Source organism: Agromyces albus (assembly GCF_004134825.1).
GTDB classification, from domain to species: domain Bacteria; phylum Actinomycetota; class Actinomycetes; order Actinomycetales; family Microbacteriaceae; genus Agromyces; species Agromyces albus.
In genome coordinates this window covers 118,107-135,650 of the sequence record NZ_SDPN01000002.1, presented here as the reverse complement: position 1 = coordinate 135,650, position 17,544 = coordinate 118,107, and the positions used below count along the sequence as shown (strand labels likewise).

Below are 17,544 nucleotides of genomic sequence, written 5' to 3'. Positions count from 1 at the left end.
CGGCCACCGGAGGTGAAGCAGTGGTGCTGGACCTGGTCATCTTCGACCTTTCTCTCGTCTTCGAGGAGGGCGCGCTCATGCGAACGTGGCGGCGGCATCAAGTGCCGTCGCCACGCCACGTTCGCATTGTGAGCGCTAACATGTGAACGCTAACAGCGAGGGCCGGTTTCGCGCTAGAGGAAGTTTCGAGAGCAGCCCGATGCGGCCCGAATCGCGTGTACCGCTCAGGATTCAGCGAGCGGGCGCGGCGCGGCAGAGCTCTCGCGGATGACGAGCTCGGGAAGCGCCGACGACGTGCGCCGCACCACTTCGCCGCTCATCGCGCCGCGCAGCAGCTCGAACGCGCGGGCGCCGAGGCCACCGAAGTCCTGACGCACGGTCGTGAGCGCCGGCGACCACATCGCCGCGAGCGGGTGATCGTCGAAGCCGACGACGCTGACGTCTTCGGGCACGCTCAGGCCCGCATCGCGGAGCCCCTTGATGACGCCCATCGCGATCTCGTCGTTGCCGCAGAACACCGCGGTGACCCCGGGGTTGTGGGCAATCTCCTTGCCGATGACGCGGCCCGATTCGGGCGCCCAGGTCGCTTCGTAGAGCTCGGGCGGCTCGACACCGGCGCGCTTCAGCGCGCGCCGCCACCCGGTGGTGCGACCGTCTTCACGCCGTGAGGGCGGGACCCGCACATGGTGCACGGTGCGATGCCCGAGCGAGAGCAGATGCTCGGTGAGCGCTTCAGCCGCGCGGCTCTCGTCGAGCACCGCTTGCGGCACGTCGCGCGACTTCACGCCCGAGACGGCGACGATCGGGATGTCGCGGGGCAGGCTCGTGAGCACCGCGACGCCCGGCGGGTCGAACTTCAGCACGACGACGCCGGCCGGGCTCTGGTCGAGCACGAGGGCGACCGCGCGTTCGACCTCGTCGGGGTCGGTGGTCTCGACGACGGTGATCGTCACCGTGTAGCCGTCGGCCCTCGCCTCCTCTTCGACCCCGCGGATCGTCTCGGCGTAGCCGTATTGCGAGGTGTTGCCCGCGATGATCGCGATCGTGTGCGATTGCCTCGACGCGAGGGCTCGCGCCGTCGCGCTGGGCCGGTAGTTGAGCTGCGCGATGGCGTCGAGCACGCGGCGTTCCTTCTCGGGGCGCACGCGCGCGGCGCCCGTGAGCACCCGCGACACGGTGGGCACGGAGACACCCGCGAGCTTCGCGACATCCGCGATCACGGCCGGACGCGGGGCCTTCTTCGCCGCCATCGCACTCCTCGCCGCTAGAACCGCACCTCGCGCGACCGTTGCACGCGCCCGCGGAACCCATTCTGGCTGGCCGTCGGCCTGTTGCGCGACCGACGACCCGGGCACGTCTATTTGACCGCTCCGCTGGTGATGCCGGAGATGATCTTGCGCTGCGCGAAGACGAAGACGAGCAGCAGCGGCAGGCTCATGAGAATGATGTACGCGAAGATCAGGTGCCAGTTCTGCAGGTAGAGGCCGGCACTCGCGACTTGGTAGAGGTTCAGCGGCAGGGTGTCGAGCCGGCCACCGACCACGAAGAGCGCGTAGAAGACGTCGTTCCAGATGTAGAGGCAGATGAGGATCGTGGCCGTCGCGAGCACCGGCATCAGGAGCGGCAGGATGATGCGCACGAACACCTTGACCGGGCCGGCGCCGTCGACGCGAGCAGCCTCCTCGAGCTCTTGCGGGATCGTGCGCACGAACCCGGTGACGAAGAAGATCACCGTCGAGAGGTACATGCCCATGTACACGCCGATCATGCCGATCGGGGTTCCCGCGAGGCCGAGCTGGCGGAGCAGCAGCACGATCGTGACGACCGCCGGCGGCAGCACGATGCCGCTGATTGCGAGGGCGTAGATCACGGCGAGGCCCCGGCTGCTGCGGCGGCCGAGGATCCACGCGGCCATCGATCCGAGGATCAGCACCCCGAGCACCGCGGGCACCATGACGAGGAGGCTGCCGAAGAAGCCGAGCACCATGCGCCCGTCGCCGAACACCTGGGCGAAGTTCTCGAAGAGCTGCCACTCCGAGGGCGGCGTGAGGTTCGGGTTCAGCGCCTCGGCCTGGTTCTTGCCGGCTGTGCTGATCACGAGCCAGAACGGCACGCCGAGCAGGAGCACGACCGTGAGCACCGTGGCGATGGGCTGCAGGATGCCGGAGGCGGGGCGAGCCCGGCGCATCCTCGGGGCGGCGACGCTCACAGCACGTCCTCTCTCTTGCGAAGGAATCGGATGACGGGGAACGCGAGGATCGTGACCATCAGGAAGAGCACGAGGCTCATGGTCGTCGCCTGCGCGAAGAGCCCTTGGCCGAAGGTGCGGAAGATGAAGATGTTGAGCAGCTCGGTCGCTCCGCCGGGGCCGCCTTCGGTCGTCGCCTGCACGATGTCGAAGCCGTTCATCGACCCGAGCAGTGCGGTCGCGACGTTGAACGTGATGGCGGGGGCGAGCAGCGGCATCCGGATGTGTCGGAATGTCTGCCACCAGCTGGCACCGTCGAGGCGGCCCGCCTCGAGCACGTCGGCGCTGATCGTCTTGAGTCCCGCGAGGTAGATGAGCATCGAGAGCCCCATCCACTTCCACGAGTGCACGATCGCGACCACGACGATCGTCCACGTGGTGTCGCCGAGCCACGCGATGCTGACCTCGGTTCCGGTGACGAAGCCGAGGATCTCGTTGAGCGCACCCTCCGGCTTGAGGAGCGCCTGGAAGATGTAGCCGACCGCGAGCGCCGACATGATGACGGGCACGAAGAAGGCGACCCGGGCGGCGCGGTTGAGCCTCGTGTCCTTCTCGAGGAGCAGCGCGAGCGCGATTCCGAAGACGTTCTGGAAGACCGCCACGAGCACGGCGTAGACGAGCGTCACACGCAACGCGTTGACGAGGGTGCCGCTCGTGAAGAGCGAGACGAAGTTGTCGAACCCGACGAAGCCGATGCCCGACTTGAAGCTCGACCAGTCGGTGAACGCGTAGACGAAGTTGAAGATCGTCGGCACGAAGAAGAAGATGACGAGCACCGCGAGGGCGGGCAGCAGGAACCAGAGCGGGTGGTCCTGTCGACGGCCGCGCGGTCGCGACGACATCGGCGACGGGCTGGGCGATTGAACGCCGCGGGGAACGACGATCGTACGCGTTGTGGTGGTCACGGGGCTCGTGCCGCCTTTCGAGGAATCGGGGGTCGTGCGCCGGGCGGTCGCCCGCCCGGCGCACGGTTCGGATCAGAAGGCTTCTGCGCCCTGAGCCTTGGCGAGCTCGGCGAAGTGCTCCTGCGTCGCCTCGGCCACCTCCAGGGGAGTCTTCGTGCCTTGGATCATGTCGGCGAGGAAGATGTACAGGTCGGGGTTCGCGATCGCGTGGACCTGCATCGATCCGACCGCTGAGCCGAGCGAGTCGCTCACCGCGAGGAGGGCGCTCGGCACGGTGTCGGGCGTCTCGACGCCGTCTTGCAGCGACACCGTGTTCTGCGCCTCGACGAAGTCGGGGTATCCGTCGCCCAGCCAGTAGGAGAGGAGCTGACGGGCAGCCGCCTCCTTGGTCGCGTCACCGGTCTTGAAGGCGACGAGCGCGTTGCTCTGGTCGGGGATGAAGGTTCCGATGTTGCCCGACGGGGCGATCGGGAAGAAGCCGATCTTCTCGTCGAGCTCTTCCGCCGAGGCCTTGGCCTGCAGCTGGCCGAAGAACGAGTTGACCTGCACGACCATGGCCGCGTCGCCGGCGAGCAGCGCGTCGCCCTGGTCTTCGAAGGTCGCCGTCTTGATGTCCTCGTTGAACAGCCCCTCGTCGATGAGGCCCTTGTAGGTCTCGATCGTGCTGAGGATCGTGGGGTCGGTGAACTTCTCCTCGTTGGCGTTCACGCGGTCCCAGAGTCCGTCGGCTGCCGCGTCGGCGAGCTGCACGTGGATCCACCACTGCGTGCTCCAGCGATCGGCGGCCATCTCGTAGAACGGCGTGACTCCGCCGGCCTTGAGCTCACGACCGAGTTCGATGAACGAGTCCCAGTCGGTCGGCAGGTCGGTGACGCCTGCGTCGGCGAACACCTTCTTGTTGTAGTAGACCCCTTCGACGGCGGGGGTGGTGATGAGCGCGGCGTAGCGGGTGTCGTCGAGGAAGCCGGTGATGTCGCGCAGGTCTTCCGACGTGGCGTCGAGCCACGGCGCGCCGTCGAGCGACTGCAGGTTCGTGGCGGCATTGAGCGCGGTCAGCTGGGATCCGGTGGGCTGCCAGAAGGCGAGGTCGGGCTTGTCACCTGTGGCGACCTTCGTCTGGACGCCCTGCTCGTAGGGGTCGGGGATGGTCTCGACGTCGACCTTGGCGCCGGTGAGCTTCTCGAAGCCCTTGATGACCGACTCGGGCACCTTGTTCGAGTTCTGTGCGGCCCAGATGGTGAGCTCGACGCCGTCGAGCTTGGCGTCTTGGGCGGGCCAGTCGGCGGGCGCGGAGCCTCCGCCACCGGTCGTGGGGTCGCTGCATCCGGTCAAGACGAGCGCTGCGGCTGCGGCGACGGCCGCGAAGCCGATGAGAGTTTTCTTCATTGAACTTCTCTTTCTGTGACGACCATCATCGTCGGTCGACGCTGACAGTCTGCAATGCAGGTGGGGGGGATCCGTTCACGAGGTGCTGGTCGTGATCCGGAAGGTGCGTGCGGATGTTTCAGCATCGACCGCACGAACGGTGAGAATTCCCTCCTCTCCGTTCCACTGGGTCGTCCATTCCGCGAGCTCGCGCGGGAACACCGTGTCGACGACCACGTCGCGGCCGCGGAGCCTGGGGAGTTCGAGTCGGATCGGCTCGCTGCCGCCGCGATTCCAGACCGAGGCGTAGAGCGTCTGGCCGTCGGCGAGACCGAGCGAGACCGCACCGTCGCCGTTGGGCAGGCCGGTCGGCCAGAACGGCGTCGACCGCGAGATTGCGCCGCGCAGCTGCTTGGCCGCGGCGACCGCTTCGCGCACGAGGGCGCGCTGGCCCGCAGTCATCCGGTTCAGGTAGCCCGAGAGGTAGTAGCGGCCGAGCAGGCCGGTCACGAGGCAGAACGCGACCTCCTCCTCGGTCATCTCGGGCTGGGGATACGCCCAGCTCGCGGCCTGCTCGGGCAGCATCGACACCGGCGCCGCAGCAGCGATCGGCGGGTACAGGCGGAAGTCCTGCTGGTCGGAGGTCGACTGCATCTGGAGCCGCGAGAGCATCGCGAAGTCCATGCGCATCGCGCCCGAGGAGCAGTTCTCGATGATGAGCTCGGGATGGCGCCCGAGCACCGAGTCGAGCCACGCGAGGTGCGCGCGGTTGTGCAGCAGCAGTCCGTGCCCGGGGCTGTCGGCCTCGAGGTCGGTTCCGGCGCCGGGATTGATGTTGTAATCGAACTTGAAGAAGCCGATGCCGAAGTCGTCGACGAGCCGGTCGACGACGGCGTCGAGGTGTTCGATGACGGCCGGATGCCGCAGATCGAGGTGATAGCGATCGTGCTCTTCGACGCGCTCGCCGAATCGCTGCAGGAACGCCTCGTCGGGCAAGCGGTCGACGAGCGGGCTGCGCACACCGACGACCTCGGGTTCGAGCCACAGCCCGGGAGTCATGCCCCGGCTGCGGATGTGCTCGATGACCTCGTCGAGCCCGGCGGGGAAGCGCACGGTCGACGGCTGCCACTCGCCGACGCTGCCCCACCACGACCCGCTGTCGTCGTACCACCCGGCGTCGATGCAGAAGATCTCGGCGCCCACCTCGGCCGCGGCGTCGATGAGCGGGAGCAGCCGTTCGGTGGTCGGGTCGCCGTTCAGCGTGTTCATGTAGTCGTTGAACACGACCGACAGCCATTCGTTGTCGAGGTGCGGCAGTCGCGCGCCGCGACGGTAGCCCGTGAGGTTCTCGAGCGCAGCCGTGAAGGTCGACGCGAACGCCACCGTGACCGGCACCGTGGTGAACCGCTCGCCGGGCGCGAGCGCGAGCGTGAACGAGTGGTCGCGGTCGGTGGGGCCCGAGAGGGAGAAGACTCCCCCGCTCTGGTTCTCGCCGATCTCCCAGCGCCATCCGCCGTTGTGCTCGATCTGCCAGAGCCAGGCGGCCCCGATCTCGGTCGACTCGACGCCGGCGACGGGAAGCGCGCCGCCGGTGGACCACGTGCCGTACGAGACCGCGCCGAGGCTCGAGCGCCGGTCGTGCCCGGTGAGGTCTTCGCGGATCGCCGCGATGCCCGCCTCGCGCATGCCGCGGCGGCTCCAGCGGTTCTCGCCGAGCCACTCGCCGGTGCCGCTCACGAGCGACCACGACTCGAAGCCCGAGCGATCGGCGGGCCCTGCGGCGCCGGTCGGTTCGATGACGTCGACGGATGCCTCGACGCGGTCTTCCACCGTGTCGCCGAAGCCCGAGCTCCAGCTCGTGACCGATCGCAGCACCGCCGTCGATCGGCCGACGTTCACGACCTCGACCTCGGCGCGGATGCATCCGGAACCGTTCGGCGACTCGAGCGTGATGGTCGCCTCGATGCCGCGCGCCGTGTCGAGCTGGGTGATTCGGAGGCGGGCACGCGTGGCGTCGCTCTCGGCGACGTGCGCGACGTACCGGAGCGAACGCCCGATCTGCGTGTGGTCGAGGCGATCGGAGGCCGGCTCATGCCCGGCACCCACGGTGAGGATCTCGACGAGGGGCACCACGTCGGTCACGGCGACGTGCGCCCCGCCGGATCGGATGCTGCGGACACCCACGGCAGAGGCGTCGTCCCATGCGAGTTCGATCGCAAGGGATTCGTCTCCCCAGTGCAGTGAGTTCATTCGAGGGTTCCCCATCGTCGCGGAGGTGTCGGGTCTTTCTGGGCCGGGTCGGGTAGCGGCTCGATCAGTATGATAGCGATTTCAGATTTCCACAAGTCCGATCTGAAACCGTTATCAAACGCACTACTTCGGCGCGACTCTGCGGACGCATTGTCTCGGTACCGCATTCCACAGCCCCACTTGTGGCATTGCTTGAAAGCGGTATCATGAACACCGATTCGCCCCGGCCGCGAACGTCGTGGTGACTGCGGATCTGTGCGCGCCTCGACCGTGTGGCGGTCGGGCGCGCCGCTTGGCACTGACGACAGGAGAGCGATTCAATGAAGAATGCCCGCAGAAGCGTGGCTGCCACCGCAGCCACCGCACTGATGATCGGAGGCCTGGTCGTGCCACTGGCGGCCACTACTGCAACCGCGGCGGAGGGCACCGATGTGCTGGCCGTCGACTTCTCAGACCGCACCGGCGAGTTCCGCGGCGGGGCCACGGGAACCCTCTACGGGTTCGGCGACGACGACACCCCCACACGTGCGCTGATCAACGGGGCGCACATCACGAACTCGTCGCAGAAGGCGCCGTACGGAACGCAGCATCCGAGCGGCGACGCTTTGAAGATCGAAGACGGATTCTTCGACAAGCACGGCGACCAGCTGTACGTCTATATCCAGGACTACTACCCCGACTGGGCCTACAACGGCGGAGTTCGGCCAGGCGACGCACGCACTTACAACCAGGCCGACGGCTCGTACACCTCGGTGCCGAACGGCATCTGGGACTACCTCGAGATCGTCGAGTTCGTCACCGAGGCGGTCGCGACGCAGTCGTCGCATCCGCAGGACTACGTGTTCATCCCCTTCAACGAGGCTGATGCCGGCAACTGGTACAACAACTGGGACGCGCTGAAAGACACGTTCCTCGGCGACTGGAAGGCCACCGTCGACAAGATCCGCGAGGTCTATGCACGCAACGGGCTCGACGCGCCGGTGATCGGCGGCCCGGGCGACGCCGGCTGGCGGGCCCAGCGCTCGGCCGACTACCTCGACTACGCGCTCGCGAACGACGTGATGCCCGACATCTTCATCTGGCACGAGCTCGGCATCGAGAACCTCGCGACCTTCCGCTCACACCTCGCGGAGTACCGCGCGATGGAAGCGGCGCGCGGCATCGATCCCCTGCCCGTCAACATCACCGAGTACGGGATGCTGCGCGACATGGGCGTTCCCGGCCAGCTCATCCAGTGGTTCTCGATGTTCGAAGACGCCAAGGTCGACGCGCAGACGGCCTACTGGAACTACGCGGGCAATTTCTCCGACAACAGCGCACGCACCAACGCCGCGAACGGCGGATGGTGGATGTTCAAGTGGTACGGCGACCTCGCCGGCAGTGAGACCGTCGCGGTCACGCCGCCCGCGCTCAACGTGGCCGACACCCTGCAGGGCATCGGCGCGATCGACACCGCGAACAAGCGGGCCACGGTGCTCTACGGCGGCACCGAGAACGATGTCACCCTCGACCTGACCGGTCTCGACCCCGCAGTGTTCGGCGATCGCGTCGACGTCGAGGTGCGCGAGATCACCCTCACGGGCGCCGAGGGTCTCGCGGGAACCCCCCGTGTGATCGCGGCACTCGACGGCGTCGCCGTCGACGCGGGCTCCCTCGACCTCGCGGTTCCCACGTACGACCGGTACGCGGCCTACCAAGTGGTCATCACCCCCGAGCAGAGCCGTGCCATCGCGGTCGACGCGGTGTGGAGCTCGAGCATCGAGGCGGAGAACGCCGCGCTCACGGCGGCGACCGTCTATGCGCAGAGCCCCACCGCGAACGGCGGCTGGAAGTTCCTCGCCTCGGGCGGCCACGATGTCGGTTCGTTCAACCAGGCGGGCTCGAAGGCCGACTGGACCGTCGAGGTGCCGCGTGACGGCCGCTATCGGTTCCAGGTGATCGGCGGCGCTCCGGGAACCCCGGGCCGCCATGCTCTCTTCGTCGACGGTGCGCACAACCAGCTCGTGCAGTACACGGCCGACCTCGCGCTCAACGACACGAGCCGCTGGCAGTACCGCGGCAGCGCCGAGGTCGTCGTCGAGCTCACGGCCGGCACGCACGTGCTCTCGCTGCGCGCGAGCCAAGACAGCGTCAACCGCCTGCCGAACTCCGACATCACGCTCGACAAGTTCGTGCTCACGGATGTCACCGACGGCGAGCCGACGGTCTACCCGGCCAGCACGCTGCGCTACGACGGCGGGGCGGGCGTGCGCTACGACGGATCCCTCACGACCCGTGGCTTCGCATCGCTCTCGGGCGAGCAGCGCGCCGACGTCTACGCGAATGCGTGGGAATCGGGCTACCACGACGTCACGCTCGACTACGCGACCGAAGGCGCTTCGACGATCGACGTGTCGGTCAACGGTCGCTCGGTCGCGGTACTCGAGGCCGAGGCATCCGGTGCCTGGCGCTCGACCGCGCGTCTGCACCTCTCGCAGGGCATCAACGAGATCGAGTTGCGCTCCCCCGAGGGCGTGCTGCTCAAGCAGCTGACGACCGTGCGCGCCGCTGAAGGCGATGCTTCGGCCACGACGATCGAGGCCGAGAGCGCGACGCTCGCCGGCGCGGCATCCGTGTTCCAGCTCAGCCCGAGCAGTGGCACGAACGCGTCGGGTTCGGCCAAGGTCGGCTATCTCGGCAACGGCGCGGGCAACACCCTGCGCGTCGACCGTCAGGCGGCCTTCGCTGCTCCCGGCGAGTACGACATCGTGGTGCACTACGCCAACGCCGAGCTGTCGGGTCGCCACGACTACAACCCGCAGGTCGTCGACCGCCGGCTCGTCGTGACCGAGGAGGGTTCGCCCGAGACGGCTGCCGCGAAGTATTTCCGCTACACGTACGCGTGGGACAGCTTCTGGGAGCGCACCATCCCGATCACCCTCACTACCGCCGATGGAGCGCTGACGTTCGGAAACCCGACCGCCTACGCCCCCGACGTCGACAAGATCACGATCGCGCCGGTGCTGCTGGGTGAGCCGACGACCGTCTCGACCCTTCCGTCGGACGCGAGCCTGACGGAAGCAAGCCGGGCTGGCGTCACAGTGCCCGGCACCGTCGCGCCGGGGTCGACGGTCAAGGTCACCCTGCCCGCCGAGTACGTCGGCGTGGGTGTCGCCGCGTACTTGTTCTCGACGCCCGTCTCACTCGGCGACCACACGGTCGACGCCGAGGGAAAGATCTCGGTCACCCTTCCGCCCGATGCCGTGGGCGAGCACAAGATCGGGGTCTACACCGCTGACGGCACGCTCGTGGGCTGGGACGACCTGCGCATCAAGCCGAAGAAGAAGTAGCGGCACTCCGTACGAATGCCCGGCTCTCGGAAACGGGGGCCGGGCATTCTGCGTTGGAGCGAGCGGATGTCGCGGGCCCGACGGGACAGCGCAGGCACCGCCGCCGTATCATGAGCGGATGGAGCTGGCGTTCAGCGGCGAGCTGTGGTTCTGGAGAGGTCCGGCGCCCTGGCATTTCGTCACCGTGCCCGATGAGGAGTCGGAGCTGCTCGAGTCGATCTCCGCGATGGTCACCTACGGGTGGGGAATGGTCCCCGTCGCGGTGCGCATCGGAGACAGCGCGTGGGAGACGTCACTCTGGCCGAAGAACGGCGGGTACATCGTTCCGGTGAAGACGTGGGTGCGGAAGGCCGAGTCACTCGACGTGGGAGACATCGTCGACGTGCGGCTCACCGTGCGCGCCTGAGTCGGAGCCCGTCGATCAGGGGGTCGAATCGCCGTCGGCTTCCCGCTTGAGTCGCTCGAGCTCGGCGCGCCGCCGGTAGTACTCGATCTCGCGATCGAGGTCGGCGAGCTGTTGCTCGGTCGAGCTGGTGTCGGCGCTCGGCAGCGGGGAGCTCGGCTGGGCGCGAGATTGGCGCAGCGAGCCGAGCCCCTGAAGCGGAGACGCGCCCGAATACTCCCGCCCGATGGTGAACCACAGCAGCGTGCCGATGAGCGGCAGCAGCACGACGAGGATCACCCAGCCGAACTTCGGCAGGTGTTTCACCTGCCAGTCGTCGCGCATGATGATGTCGACGAGTGCGAACACCATGGCGGCAAGCACGATGGCGGGAAAGATGACGGCCATGATCGCCAGCCTAAGGCGCAACACCGACTCTCGGTGAGGAATATTCGCCGGGGTGCATACGGTCAGGAGATCGCCTCGGGGTCGGGGCCCAGCACCGAGCGTCCGCCGTCGACGGGAATGACGGCGCCGTTCACGAACCCGGCGGCGCCTGAGAGCAGGAACGCGACCACGTCGGCGACCTCGCGCACGCTGCCGACGCGCCCGAGCGGATGGAGCGACGCCATCTGGGCATCGACCTCGGGATGCGCCGCCCGAAGCGACTCGTAGCGCTCGGTGGCGATCGAGCCGAGCGCGACGACATTGGCGCGGATGCCGGCCGGGCCGTGGTCGACGGCGACCGCCCTCGTGAGTCCCTCGATCGCGGCCTTGGCCGTCGCGTACGGCAGTGCTCCGCGCACCGGTCGCTGCGCCTGATGCGACGACACGTTCACGATCGCCCCGTTGCGGCGATGCTCGACGAAGTGACGAACGGCGGCGTGACATCCGGTGACCGCCATCGCGAGATTGGCGGTGATGAGCTCGAGGATGTCGCGGGCGTCGGCGTTCAGCAGGCCGGCGTCGCGGAAGATCGCGGCGTTGTTCACCCAGCCGACGAGATCGCCGGCGTCTTCCGCTCTGCGAGCGGCCTCCGCCGCGACCTCGGGATCGGCAGCGCTTCCGGATACGAGCTGCACGCTCTCGGGGAGGTGCGTCGCCATGCCCGTGTCGATGATGACGACGTGCCCGGCCTCGGCGAGGCGATCGACGATCGCGCGGCCCACTCCCCCGAGTCCGCCGGTGACGACATACGAGACCGCCATCTCTGCCCCTGTCTACACCTGCACCGGTGCCAGCTGCCGGGAGACCTCACCGACGTCACGCATGAAGCCCTCGAGGTCGGGTTCGTCTGAGGTCGACTGCAGCACGACGACGTCGGCGCCGGCTGCGAAGTACCGCTCGGCCGCCTCGGCGACCTCGGAGGCGTCGCCGACCGCCGCGAGCCCCGCATCGACGGGCAGATTCCAGCGCGCAAGGTCGCCGTTCACCCGTTCGCGAGCCTCGCGGCCACCGAAGCCCGCGACAACATAGACCACGAGCTCGTTGCGCCCATCGCGGCCGGCGGCGGCGCGCCCGTCGGCGATCATCGAGACGGCCTCCGCCACGCGTTCGACCGAAGCGCCGGCGCTGAGCACCGTGCCGTCGGCCGTTTCGCCGGTGAGCCGGAGCGTCTTCGGCCCCTCACCGGCTGCGTACACCAATGGCAACGCCGCAGGCGGCCAGTCGAGTCGAACCCCGTCGAGCGTGACGTACCGGCCGCTCGTCGTGACCTCTTCACCGGCGAGCAACTGCCGCAGCGCCGGAACGTATTCGCGCATGAGGGTGAGCGGTGAGGCCACCCGGGTGCCGGTCTGCCCCATCCATCGCTGCACGCCGTGCCCGACGCCGGGCAGGAGACGATCGGGGAACAGTCGCGCGATCGACGCGATCTCCATGGCGGTGACGGCGACATTCCGAAGCGGCATCGGGGCGACGCCGATTCCCACCTTCAGCCTCTCGGTCCACGCAAGCGCCGCGGCCGCCGTGCCGAACGCGGACTGCTGGAAGCAGTCTTCCCAGAGCCACAGCTCGGGGACGCCCGCCTCTTCGGCTGCCTCGACCGTGGGCCGCAGCCGCTCTGGTGGGAATCCGGGCTGGAAGATCGCTCCGATGCGTTGCATTCGACCATGGTGGCACGAGCCACTGACGTGGGCGAGGGTGGGTGGTTTCGATACGGCTGCTTCGCGGCCTACTCAACCACCGAGGGCTCGAGCGAGCGGCGCCAGGCGCCGACGGTCTCGACGAATCGATCTGGTGCCTCGAGGTGCAGGAAGTGCCCGTGTCCACTCCACGTCTCGATGCGCGATCCGGGCGGCGCGGGGAGCATGCCCTCCCGCGATGCGCCCAGCTCGGTCGAGTGGATCGCGAGCACCGGCTTGGTCCGCCGCGCAGCCGCGCGCTGCGTGGCGGGCATGAATCCGATGGCCCCGGAGTCGAGGTACTCCGACCGCAGGTACCGCGCGATGACCGCGGGGTCGGTGGCACTGTGATCGGCGAGCAGGAGATCGCCGACTTCGGGCGGCATGCTCTCGGCAGCGGAGGCGAAGAAGTCGTACGTGGCGGCGTGACCCTGCGTCTCGATGCGCGAGGCCCACTCCTGCATCTCGACGTGAGCGGTGTTCGAGGCGCCGTAGGCCGGGTCGATCACGACCTCGCCGAGCACCGACTCCGGCGCCATCACGTGGGCGAGGAGCGTCACCTGGGCCCCCATCGAATGCCCCACGAGCAACGCCGGTCCGGCCTGCGCGCGGAGCGTCTCGGCGAGCATCGCCGCCGCATCCGGGATCGTGGGCGTGCCGCCGTCGGGCGCTCCGGGCGAGCCGGGAAGCCGCACCGCCGCGACCGGACCACGGGCGTTCGCACGAAGCCGGGACACGATCGGATGCCACGCCTCGGCCGAGCCGGCCCAACCGTGCACGAGCACGATCGGTGTCGTCGAGGCATCCGCCATCACTGGGCTCTCCATTCGTCGAACGATGACTCCACCATGCCGCAACGGCGATCGAACGCGGAACCGCGGCAGAGTGGTCACATGGGATTCTTCCCGAAGCTCATGAGAACGGAGTCATCGATGCCCCGCATCCGGATCACGCGGGTCGGCGCGAAGGCCGTGTTCGTCACCGCTGCGGTCGCATCGGTGATTCTCGTCGGGCTCGCCGCGAATGCGGTGTTCCGGCCACCGAGCGGACTCGTGGCGGCCTCGCTCGCCTGGGTGATCGTCGTCGTTGCGGGCACGCGGTGGTTCCGGGGTGAGGATGAGGCCGTCGGGCCGCCGCGGGTCTGGTGGCGGATGACGGCCCTTCCCCTCATGGGCTACGTGCTCGGGGCGATCTTCGTGCTCAATGCCGGCACGCAGGCGTACGCGATCCTCACGGTCGGCGCAGCGGCTCTCGCCGAGACGGGCGATCTCTGGCCGGCCGTCATCGCACTCGCCTGCAACGGCCTGATCGCCGCCGCGTACCTGCACTCGTCGATCCGGCTGTCGCTCGGGCACGGCGACGCCGCGTAGACACCTGATTCCGCACTGCCGTCCCGTACATCGGCGAACGCCCGGCCCTCGTTCGAGGACCGGGCGTTCGCTGCTTCGCGGCGCGTCGTGCTCCGCCGCCGCGACTACTCGACCGGTGCGCCGGTGGCGACGGCGATCTCGTTCGGCGTGTGCTCGAGCTCGGCCGTCGTGATGATCTCGCCCGTCGTCAGGTCGAGCACGTGGATGGCGTTCGCCGCCGGCTCGGTGACGTACGCGACGTCGCCGTTCACGACGATCGCGGGGTGCGGCTGCTGCCACTCGGCGGGGCTCTCCCACGGCGCGATGACCTCCCACGAGTCGGTGATCTCGCCGGTCTCGGGGTCGAGCACGTGCACGGCGCCGTCGGCCGAGAGGATGAACGCCTGGTCGTTCGGGCCGCGGGCGATGCCGCGCCACGTGTACTCGACGCCCTCGGGCAGGCGCACGACCTCGAGCGTGCGCGCCTCGCTGTCGACGAGCCCCACCGCGTGCAGCAGGTAGCCCTCGGCGTCGGGGTCGTCCTTGTAGTCGCTGACCATGATCGGGCTCGTCTCCGACACGTACGCGTTGCCGATGCGGCCGAACTCGTCGGGTGCGTCGAGCTTCACGATCTCGCCGTCGTCGTAGACGAGCACGCCGTCCTCGCACCCGAAGACGACGATCTCGCCCTTCAGCGCGCCTTCGCCGTGCACGCCGGGGCATTCGGCGCTCGACGCGACCTCGTTGCCGTCGTCGTCGATCACGCTGATGCCCGTGCGGCCGTCGGCGTTGCCGACGGTCGTGAGCAGCGTGCCGTCCTCGAGCACGATCGAGACCCCGTGGTGCGCCTCGGTGCCGGGCACGACCTCGGCCTCGGGCAGCGCGTCGTCGGCCTCGAGCAGCTCGGCGGTGTCGAAGATCGTGGTGTCGCTCGTCGTGTCGTCGTAGAGCACGGTGCGTCCGCCGTGGCGCACGACGTGGCCGGCGGCGCCGGCCTCGACGAGGAGGTCGGTGAGCTCGGGCTCGGCGGTGTGCGCCTCGCCCGAGGCATCCGACCACGTGCCCGCGTCGAGCAGCTGGAAGCCCTGCGACGTCGAGAGGAAGAGGTGACGACCGTCGCCGGCCGCGTTGAGGCGCGTGAACTCCTCGGTGTCGAACTCGTCGACGACCTCGAGCGTCGTGCCGTCGAGCACGTACACGCCGCCCTCGTAGGCGAGCGCGACGCGCGAGGTGGGCTCGGTCGATGCGGTGGAGTCGCCGGCGGATGCCGCTTCGTCTCCGGATGCCGCGGTGGCGCAGCCGGTGAGCGCAAGCGCCGCCACGGCGAGCGACGCGACGAGCGCGCCGCGATGTGCGGGCAGGACCTTCATGGGTTCCCTTTCCAGGGTCGTGGGCCTCACGTGGAGAGCCCGGTGGCGATGCGCGCGGTGTTGACGCGCATCATGTCGAGGTACGTCTCGGCGTCGCCGCCCGGGGGCGTGAGCGACTCGGTGACGAGCTCGACGACGTCGACGTCGCGGTCGGCCCCCTCGGCGAGCACCTGCACGAGGCGATCGGACTGGGAGGACTCGGCGAAGATGGTCGGCACGCCCGCCTCATCGATCGCGGCGACGAGCTCACGCAGGTCGCTCGCGCTCGGCGCAGCGAGGGTCGTGCCGCTCGGGATGACCGCGCCGATGATGCGGAACCCGAATCGGTCGGCGAGGTAGCCGAACACGTGGTGGTTGGTGACGAGCGCCCGGCGCGCTTCGGGGATGGCGGTGAACGTCGCCGTCATCTCGCGGTCGAGCTCGTCGAGCTCGGCGAGGTACGCCTCGGTGTTCGCCGCGATGCGGTCGACGTCGACGGAGGCGGAATCGGAATCTGCGAGCTCTGCCGGGAGCTCTTCACCGAGCGCCGTCACGACGTCGACCATGCGGGCCGGGTCGGTCCAGAAGTGCGGGTCGGGCGTGCCCTCGGCGTCGCCCTCGGCGTAGGCGAGCACCTCGAGGTGGTCGCCGGCGAGGAACACGGGCACCCCGTCGGCCTCGGCCGACTCGACGTGGCCCGCGAGTCCTTCTTCGAGGCCGATGCCGTTGGCGACGATGAGCTCCGCATCACGCAGGCGCGCGGCGGTCTGCGCGGAGATCTCGAACGAGTGCGGATCGGCGCCCGGCGGCATCAGCACGAGGACCTCGGCCTCGTCGCCGACGAGCTCGCCGACGACATCGCCGAGGATGTTCGTCGTGACGACGACGAGCGGGCGGTCGGCCGCGATCGACGGTGCGCACCCCGTCAGGAGCCCTGCGGTTGCGACGATGGCAGCGACGGCGGCAAAGCCCGTTGCCCGCCTCATCGGCCCGTCTCCACCGTGAAGCGCGGCTCGGCCGCGGTGTCGAAGGTGCGGGCGATGCGCGCGGCATCCGCGAAGTCGATCTCGTACAGCCGCCGCTCGACGGGCCCGTTGAGGTAGGCGCGGTGCTGGTCGGCGATGAGTTCGATGCCCGTGACGAGTTCGGGGTCGGCGACCGAGGCGACGACGATCGGCTCGCTCGCGGCGAGCAGCTCCCCCGTGGCACCCGACAACACGAGCACGCGTCCGTCGGCGGCGAGGGCGAGCACGTGCTCGTCGTTGTCGTCGACGGCGCTGGCCTGGACGATGGGCGTGCCCGCGTCGACGAGCGCCCAGGTGCGCTTGCGCGTGTCGAGGAGCCAGATTCCGGATGCCCCGGCGACCGCCGCGACCGTCGGCCGGCCCTCCCGGGCCCTGAACTCCGTCGCCGGCGGGGCGCCGGCATCGGCGGGATACGGGATGCGCTCGATCTCGACGACGCCGGCGTCGCCGATCGTCGCGAGGAGTGCGCCGTCGCGGCATCCGACGACCACACCGACGACGGTCGCGATCGTGCCGGCGGCATTCGCACACTCGACCGTCTCGCCGAGCTTCCCGTCGCCGTCGACGACCCGCACGCTCGCAGGAGCGCCGTCGGCCCCGGGCTCGGTCACGAGCGCGCTGCTGCCCACGGGCACGATGAACCCGTCGTGCGGTTCGACCGAGACGTGCACGCGCTCGTCGAGGCTGGCGTCGGCGAGGGTCGCGGCGTCGAGCACGATGGCCTCGCCCGTCTCGGCGAAGAAGAGCCCGGCGCCGGCGCCGTTCGCCGCGACGGTTGCGGGGCCGCTGCCCTTGACGTCGCCGAGCACGGATGCCTCGCCGCGGTAGTAGTGGAAGTGGTCGATGTGGCTCCACGTCCACACGCCGCTGTCGACGACGGTGACGGCGCCCGCGTCGGGGCGCACGAGGTAGCCGTAGCGGCCCTCGGTCGCGACGTCGGCGACGCCGTCGACCGTGCCGAGCTCGTCGACGGACTCGTCGAGCAGGTCGAGGTGCGACACGGTGCCGGTCTCGTCGAGGCTGAGCAGGTGCAGCTGCGGTTCGGGCATCTCCTGGGCGCCGGCGATGGCGCCGTGGCCATCGCCGAGGGCGGAGTCGTCGCCCGCGGCGTCCGACGAGCCGCCGGCAGCGGCGCACGCGGTGAGCGTGAACGCGAGGGCGATGGCCGTGATCGGCGGCAGGGTGGTGCGAGAGAACACGGAATCCTTTCGGGTGTGGT

Annotated in this window: 15 protein-coding genes; 3 read left to right on the top strand and 12 right to left on the bottom strand. The window is 69.2% G+C overall.

The genetic code is table 11. The annotated features are described in order from the left end of the window. Positions 1–224: 224 nt before the first annotated feature. The 5 genes from ESP51_RS01880 to ESP51_RS01860 all read right to left on the bottom strand — a co-directional run bounded on the left by ESP51_RS01880 (position 225) and on the right by ESP51_RS01860 (position 6,768). Positions 225–1,250 (bottom strand): LacI family DNA-binding transcriptional regulator, encoded by a 1,026-nt coding sequence (locus tag ESP51_RS01880; RefSeq protein WP_129519181.1) that lies wholly within the window; start codon positions 1,248–1,250, stop codon positions 225–227. Between the two features lie 107 nt (positions 1,251–1,357). After that, positions 1,358–2,209, bottom strand: a complete 852-nt coding sequence (locus ESP51_RS01875) for a carbohydrate ABC transporter permease (protein WP_241842926.1) — start codon at positions 2,207–2,209, stop codon at positions 1,358–1,360. Further along, a complete protein-coding gene (locus ESP51_RS01870; protein ID WP_241842925.1) occupies positions 2,206–3,153 on the bottom strand; it encodes a carbohydrate ABC transporter permease in 948 nt (315 codons plus the stop codon). Before ESP51_RS01870 ends, ESP51_RS01875 begins: the two co-directional genes overlap by 4 nt. 72 nt (positions 3,154–3,225) lie before the next feature. Then, positions 3,226–4,539, bottom strand: a complete 1,314-nt coding sequence (locus tag ESP51_RS01865; RefSeq protein WP_129519180.1) for an ABC transporter substrate-binding protein — start codon at positions 4,537–4,539, stop codon at positions 3,226–3,228. Between the two features lie 75 nt (positions 4,540–4,614). Then, entirely contained in the window at positions 4,615–6,768 is a 2,154-nt protein-coding gene (locus tag ESP51_RS01860; RefSeq protein WP_241842924.1) for a glycoside hydrolase family 36 protein, read from the bottom strand. Positions 6,769–7,109: 341 nt separating this feature from the next. Between ESP51_RS01860 and ESP51_RS01855 the strand changes: the two genes are divergently transcribed. After that, positions 7,110–10,097 (top strand): carbohydrate-binding protein, encoded by a 2,988-nt coding sequence (locus ESP51_RS01855; RefSeq protein ID WP_206737159.1) that lies wholly within the window; start codon positions 7,110–7,112, stop codon positions 10,095–10,097. Between the two features lie 118 nt (positions 10,098–10,215). Then, positions 10,216–10,503, top strand: a complete 288-nt coding sequence (locus tag ESP51_RS01850) for a DUF1905 domain-containing protein (protein ID WP_129519178.1) — start codon at positions 10,216–10,218, stop codon at positions 10,501–10,503. A 15-nt stretch (positions 10,504–10,518) separates the two neighbouring features. On the opposite strand, the gene ESP51_RS01845 is transcribed toward ESP51_RS01850, so the two are convergent. From ESP51_RS01845 to ESP51_RS01830, 4 genes are all read right to left on the bottom strand, one after another. After that, positions 10,519–10,887: a PLD nuclease N-terminal domain-containing protein gene (locus tag ESP51_RS01845; protein WP_129519177.1), complete on the bottom strand. Its 369-nt coding sequence runs from the start codon at positions 10,885–10,887 to the stop codon at positions 10,519–10,521. A 62-nt stretch (positions 10,888–10,949) separates the two neighbouring features. After that, positions 10,950–11,687 carry an SDR family NAD(P)-dependent oxidoreductase gene (locus ESP51_RS01840; protein ID WP_129519176.1) on the bottom strand — a complete coding sequence of 246 codons (738 nt, stop codon included), beginning with the start codon at positions 11,685–11,687 and terminating at the stop codon, positions 10,950–10,952. Between the two features lie 12 nt (positions 11,688–11,699). After that, a complete protein-coding gene (locus ESP51_RS01835) occupies positions 11,700–12,584 on the bottom strand; it encodes an LLM class flavin-dependent oxidoreductase (protein WP_129519175.1) in 885 nt (294 codons plus the stop codon). Positions 12,585–12,652: 68 nt separating this feature from the next. Next, positions 12,653–13,429 (bottom strand): alpha/beta fold hydrolase, encoded by a 777-nt coding sequence (locus ESP51_RS01830; RefSeq protein WP_129519174.1) that lies wholly within the window; start codon positions 13,427–13,429, stop codon positions 12,653–12,655. Between the two features lie 105 nt (positions 13,430–13,534). On the opposite strand from ESP51_RS01830, the gene ESP51_RS01825 reads away from it, so the two are divergent. Beyond that, positions 13,535–13,972: a hypothetical protein gene (locus ESP51_RS01825; protein ID WP_129519173.1), complete on the top strand. Its 438-nt coding sequence runs from the start codon at positions 13,535–13,537 to the stop codon at positions 13,970–13,972. 104 nt (positions 13,973–14,076) lie between these two features. Here ESP51_RS01825 and aztD read toward each other — a convergent pair whose 3' ends face one another. From aztD to ESP51_RS20470, 3 genes are read right to left on the bottom strand one after another with little or no spacing between them, the layout of a single operon-like run. Further along, the gene (gene aztD / locus ESP51_RS01820; RefSeq protein ID WP_129519172.1) at positions 14,077–15,321 is read right to left on the bottom strand and encodes a zinc metallochaperone AztD; all 1,245 of its coding nucleotides are present in this window, start codon (positions 15,319–15,321) and stop codon (positions 14,077–14,079) included. 26 nt (positions 15,322–15,347) lie between these two features. After that, positions 15,348–16,286, bottom strand: a complete 939-nt coding sequence (gene aztC / locus ESP51_RS01815; protein WP_129519171.1) for a zinc ABC transporter substrate-binding protein AztC — start codon at positions 16,284–16,286, stop codon at positions 15,348–15,350. Continuing rightward, positions 16,283–17,524 (bottom strand): ABC transporter, encoded by a 1,242-nt coding sequence (locus ESP51_RS20470; RefSeq protein WP_164990353.1) that lies wholly within the window; start codon positions 17,522–17,524, stop codon positions 16,283–16,285. The genes aztC and ESP51_RS20470 overlap by 4 nt, the downstream gene beginning before the upstream one ends. Between the last annotated feature and the right edge of the window lie 20 nt (positions 17,525–17,544).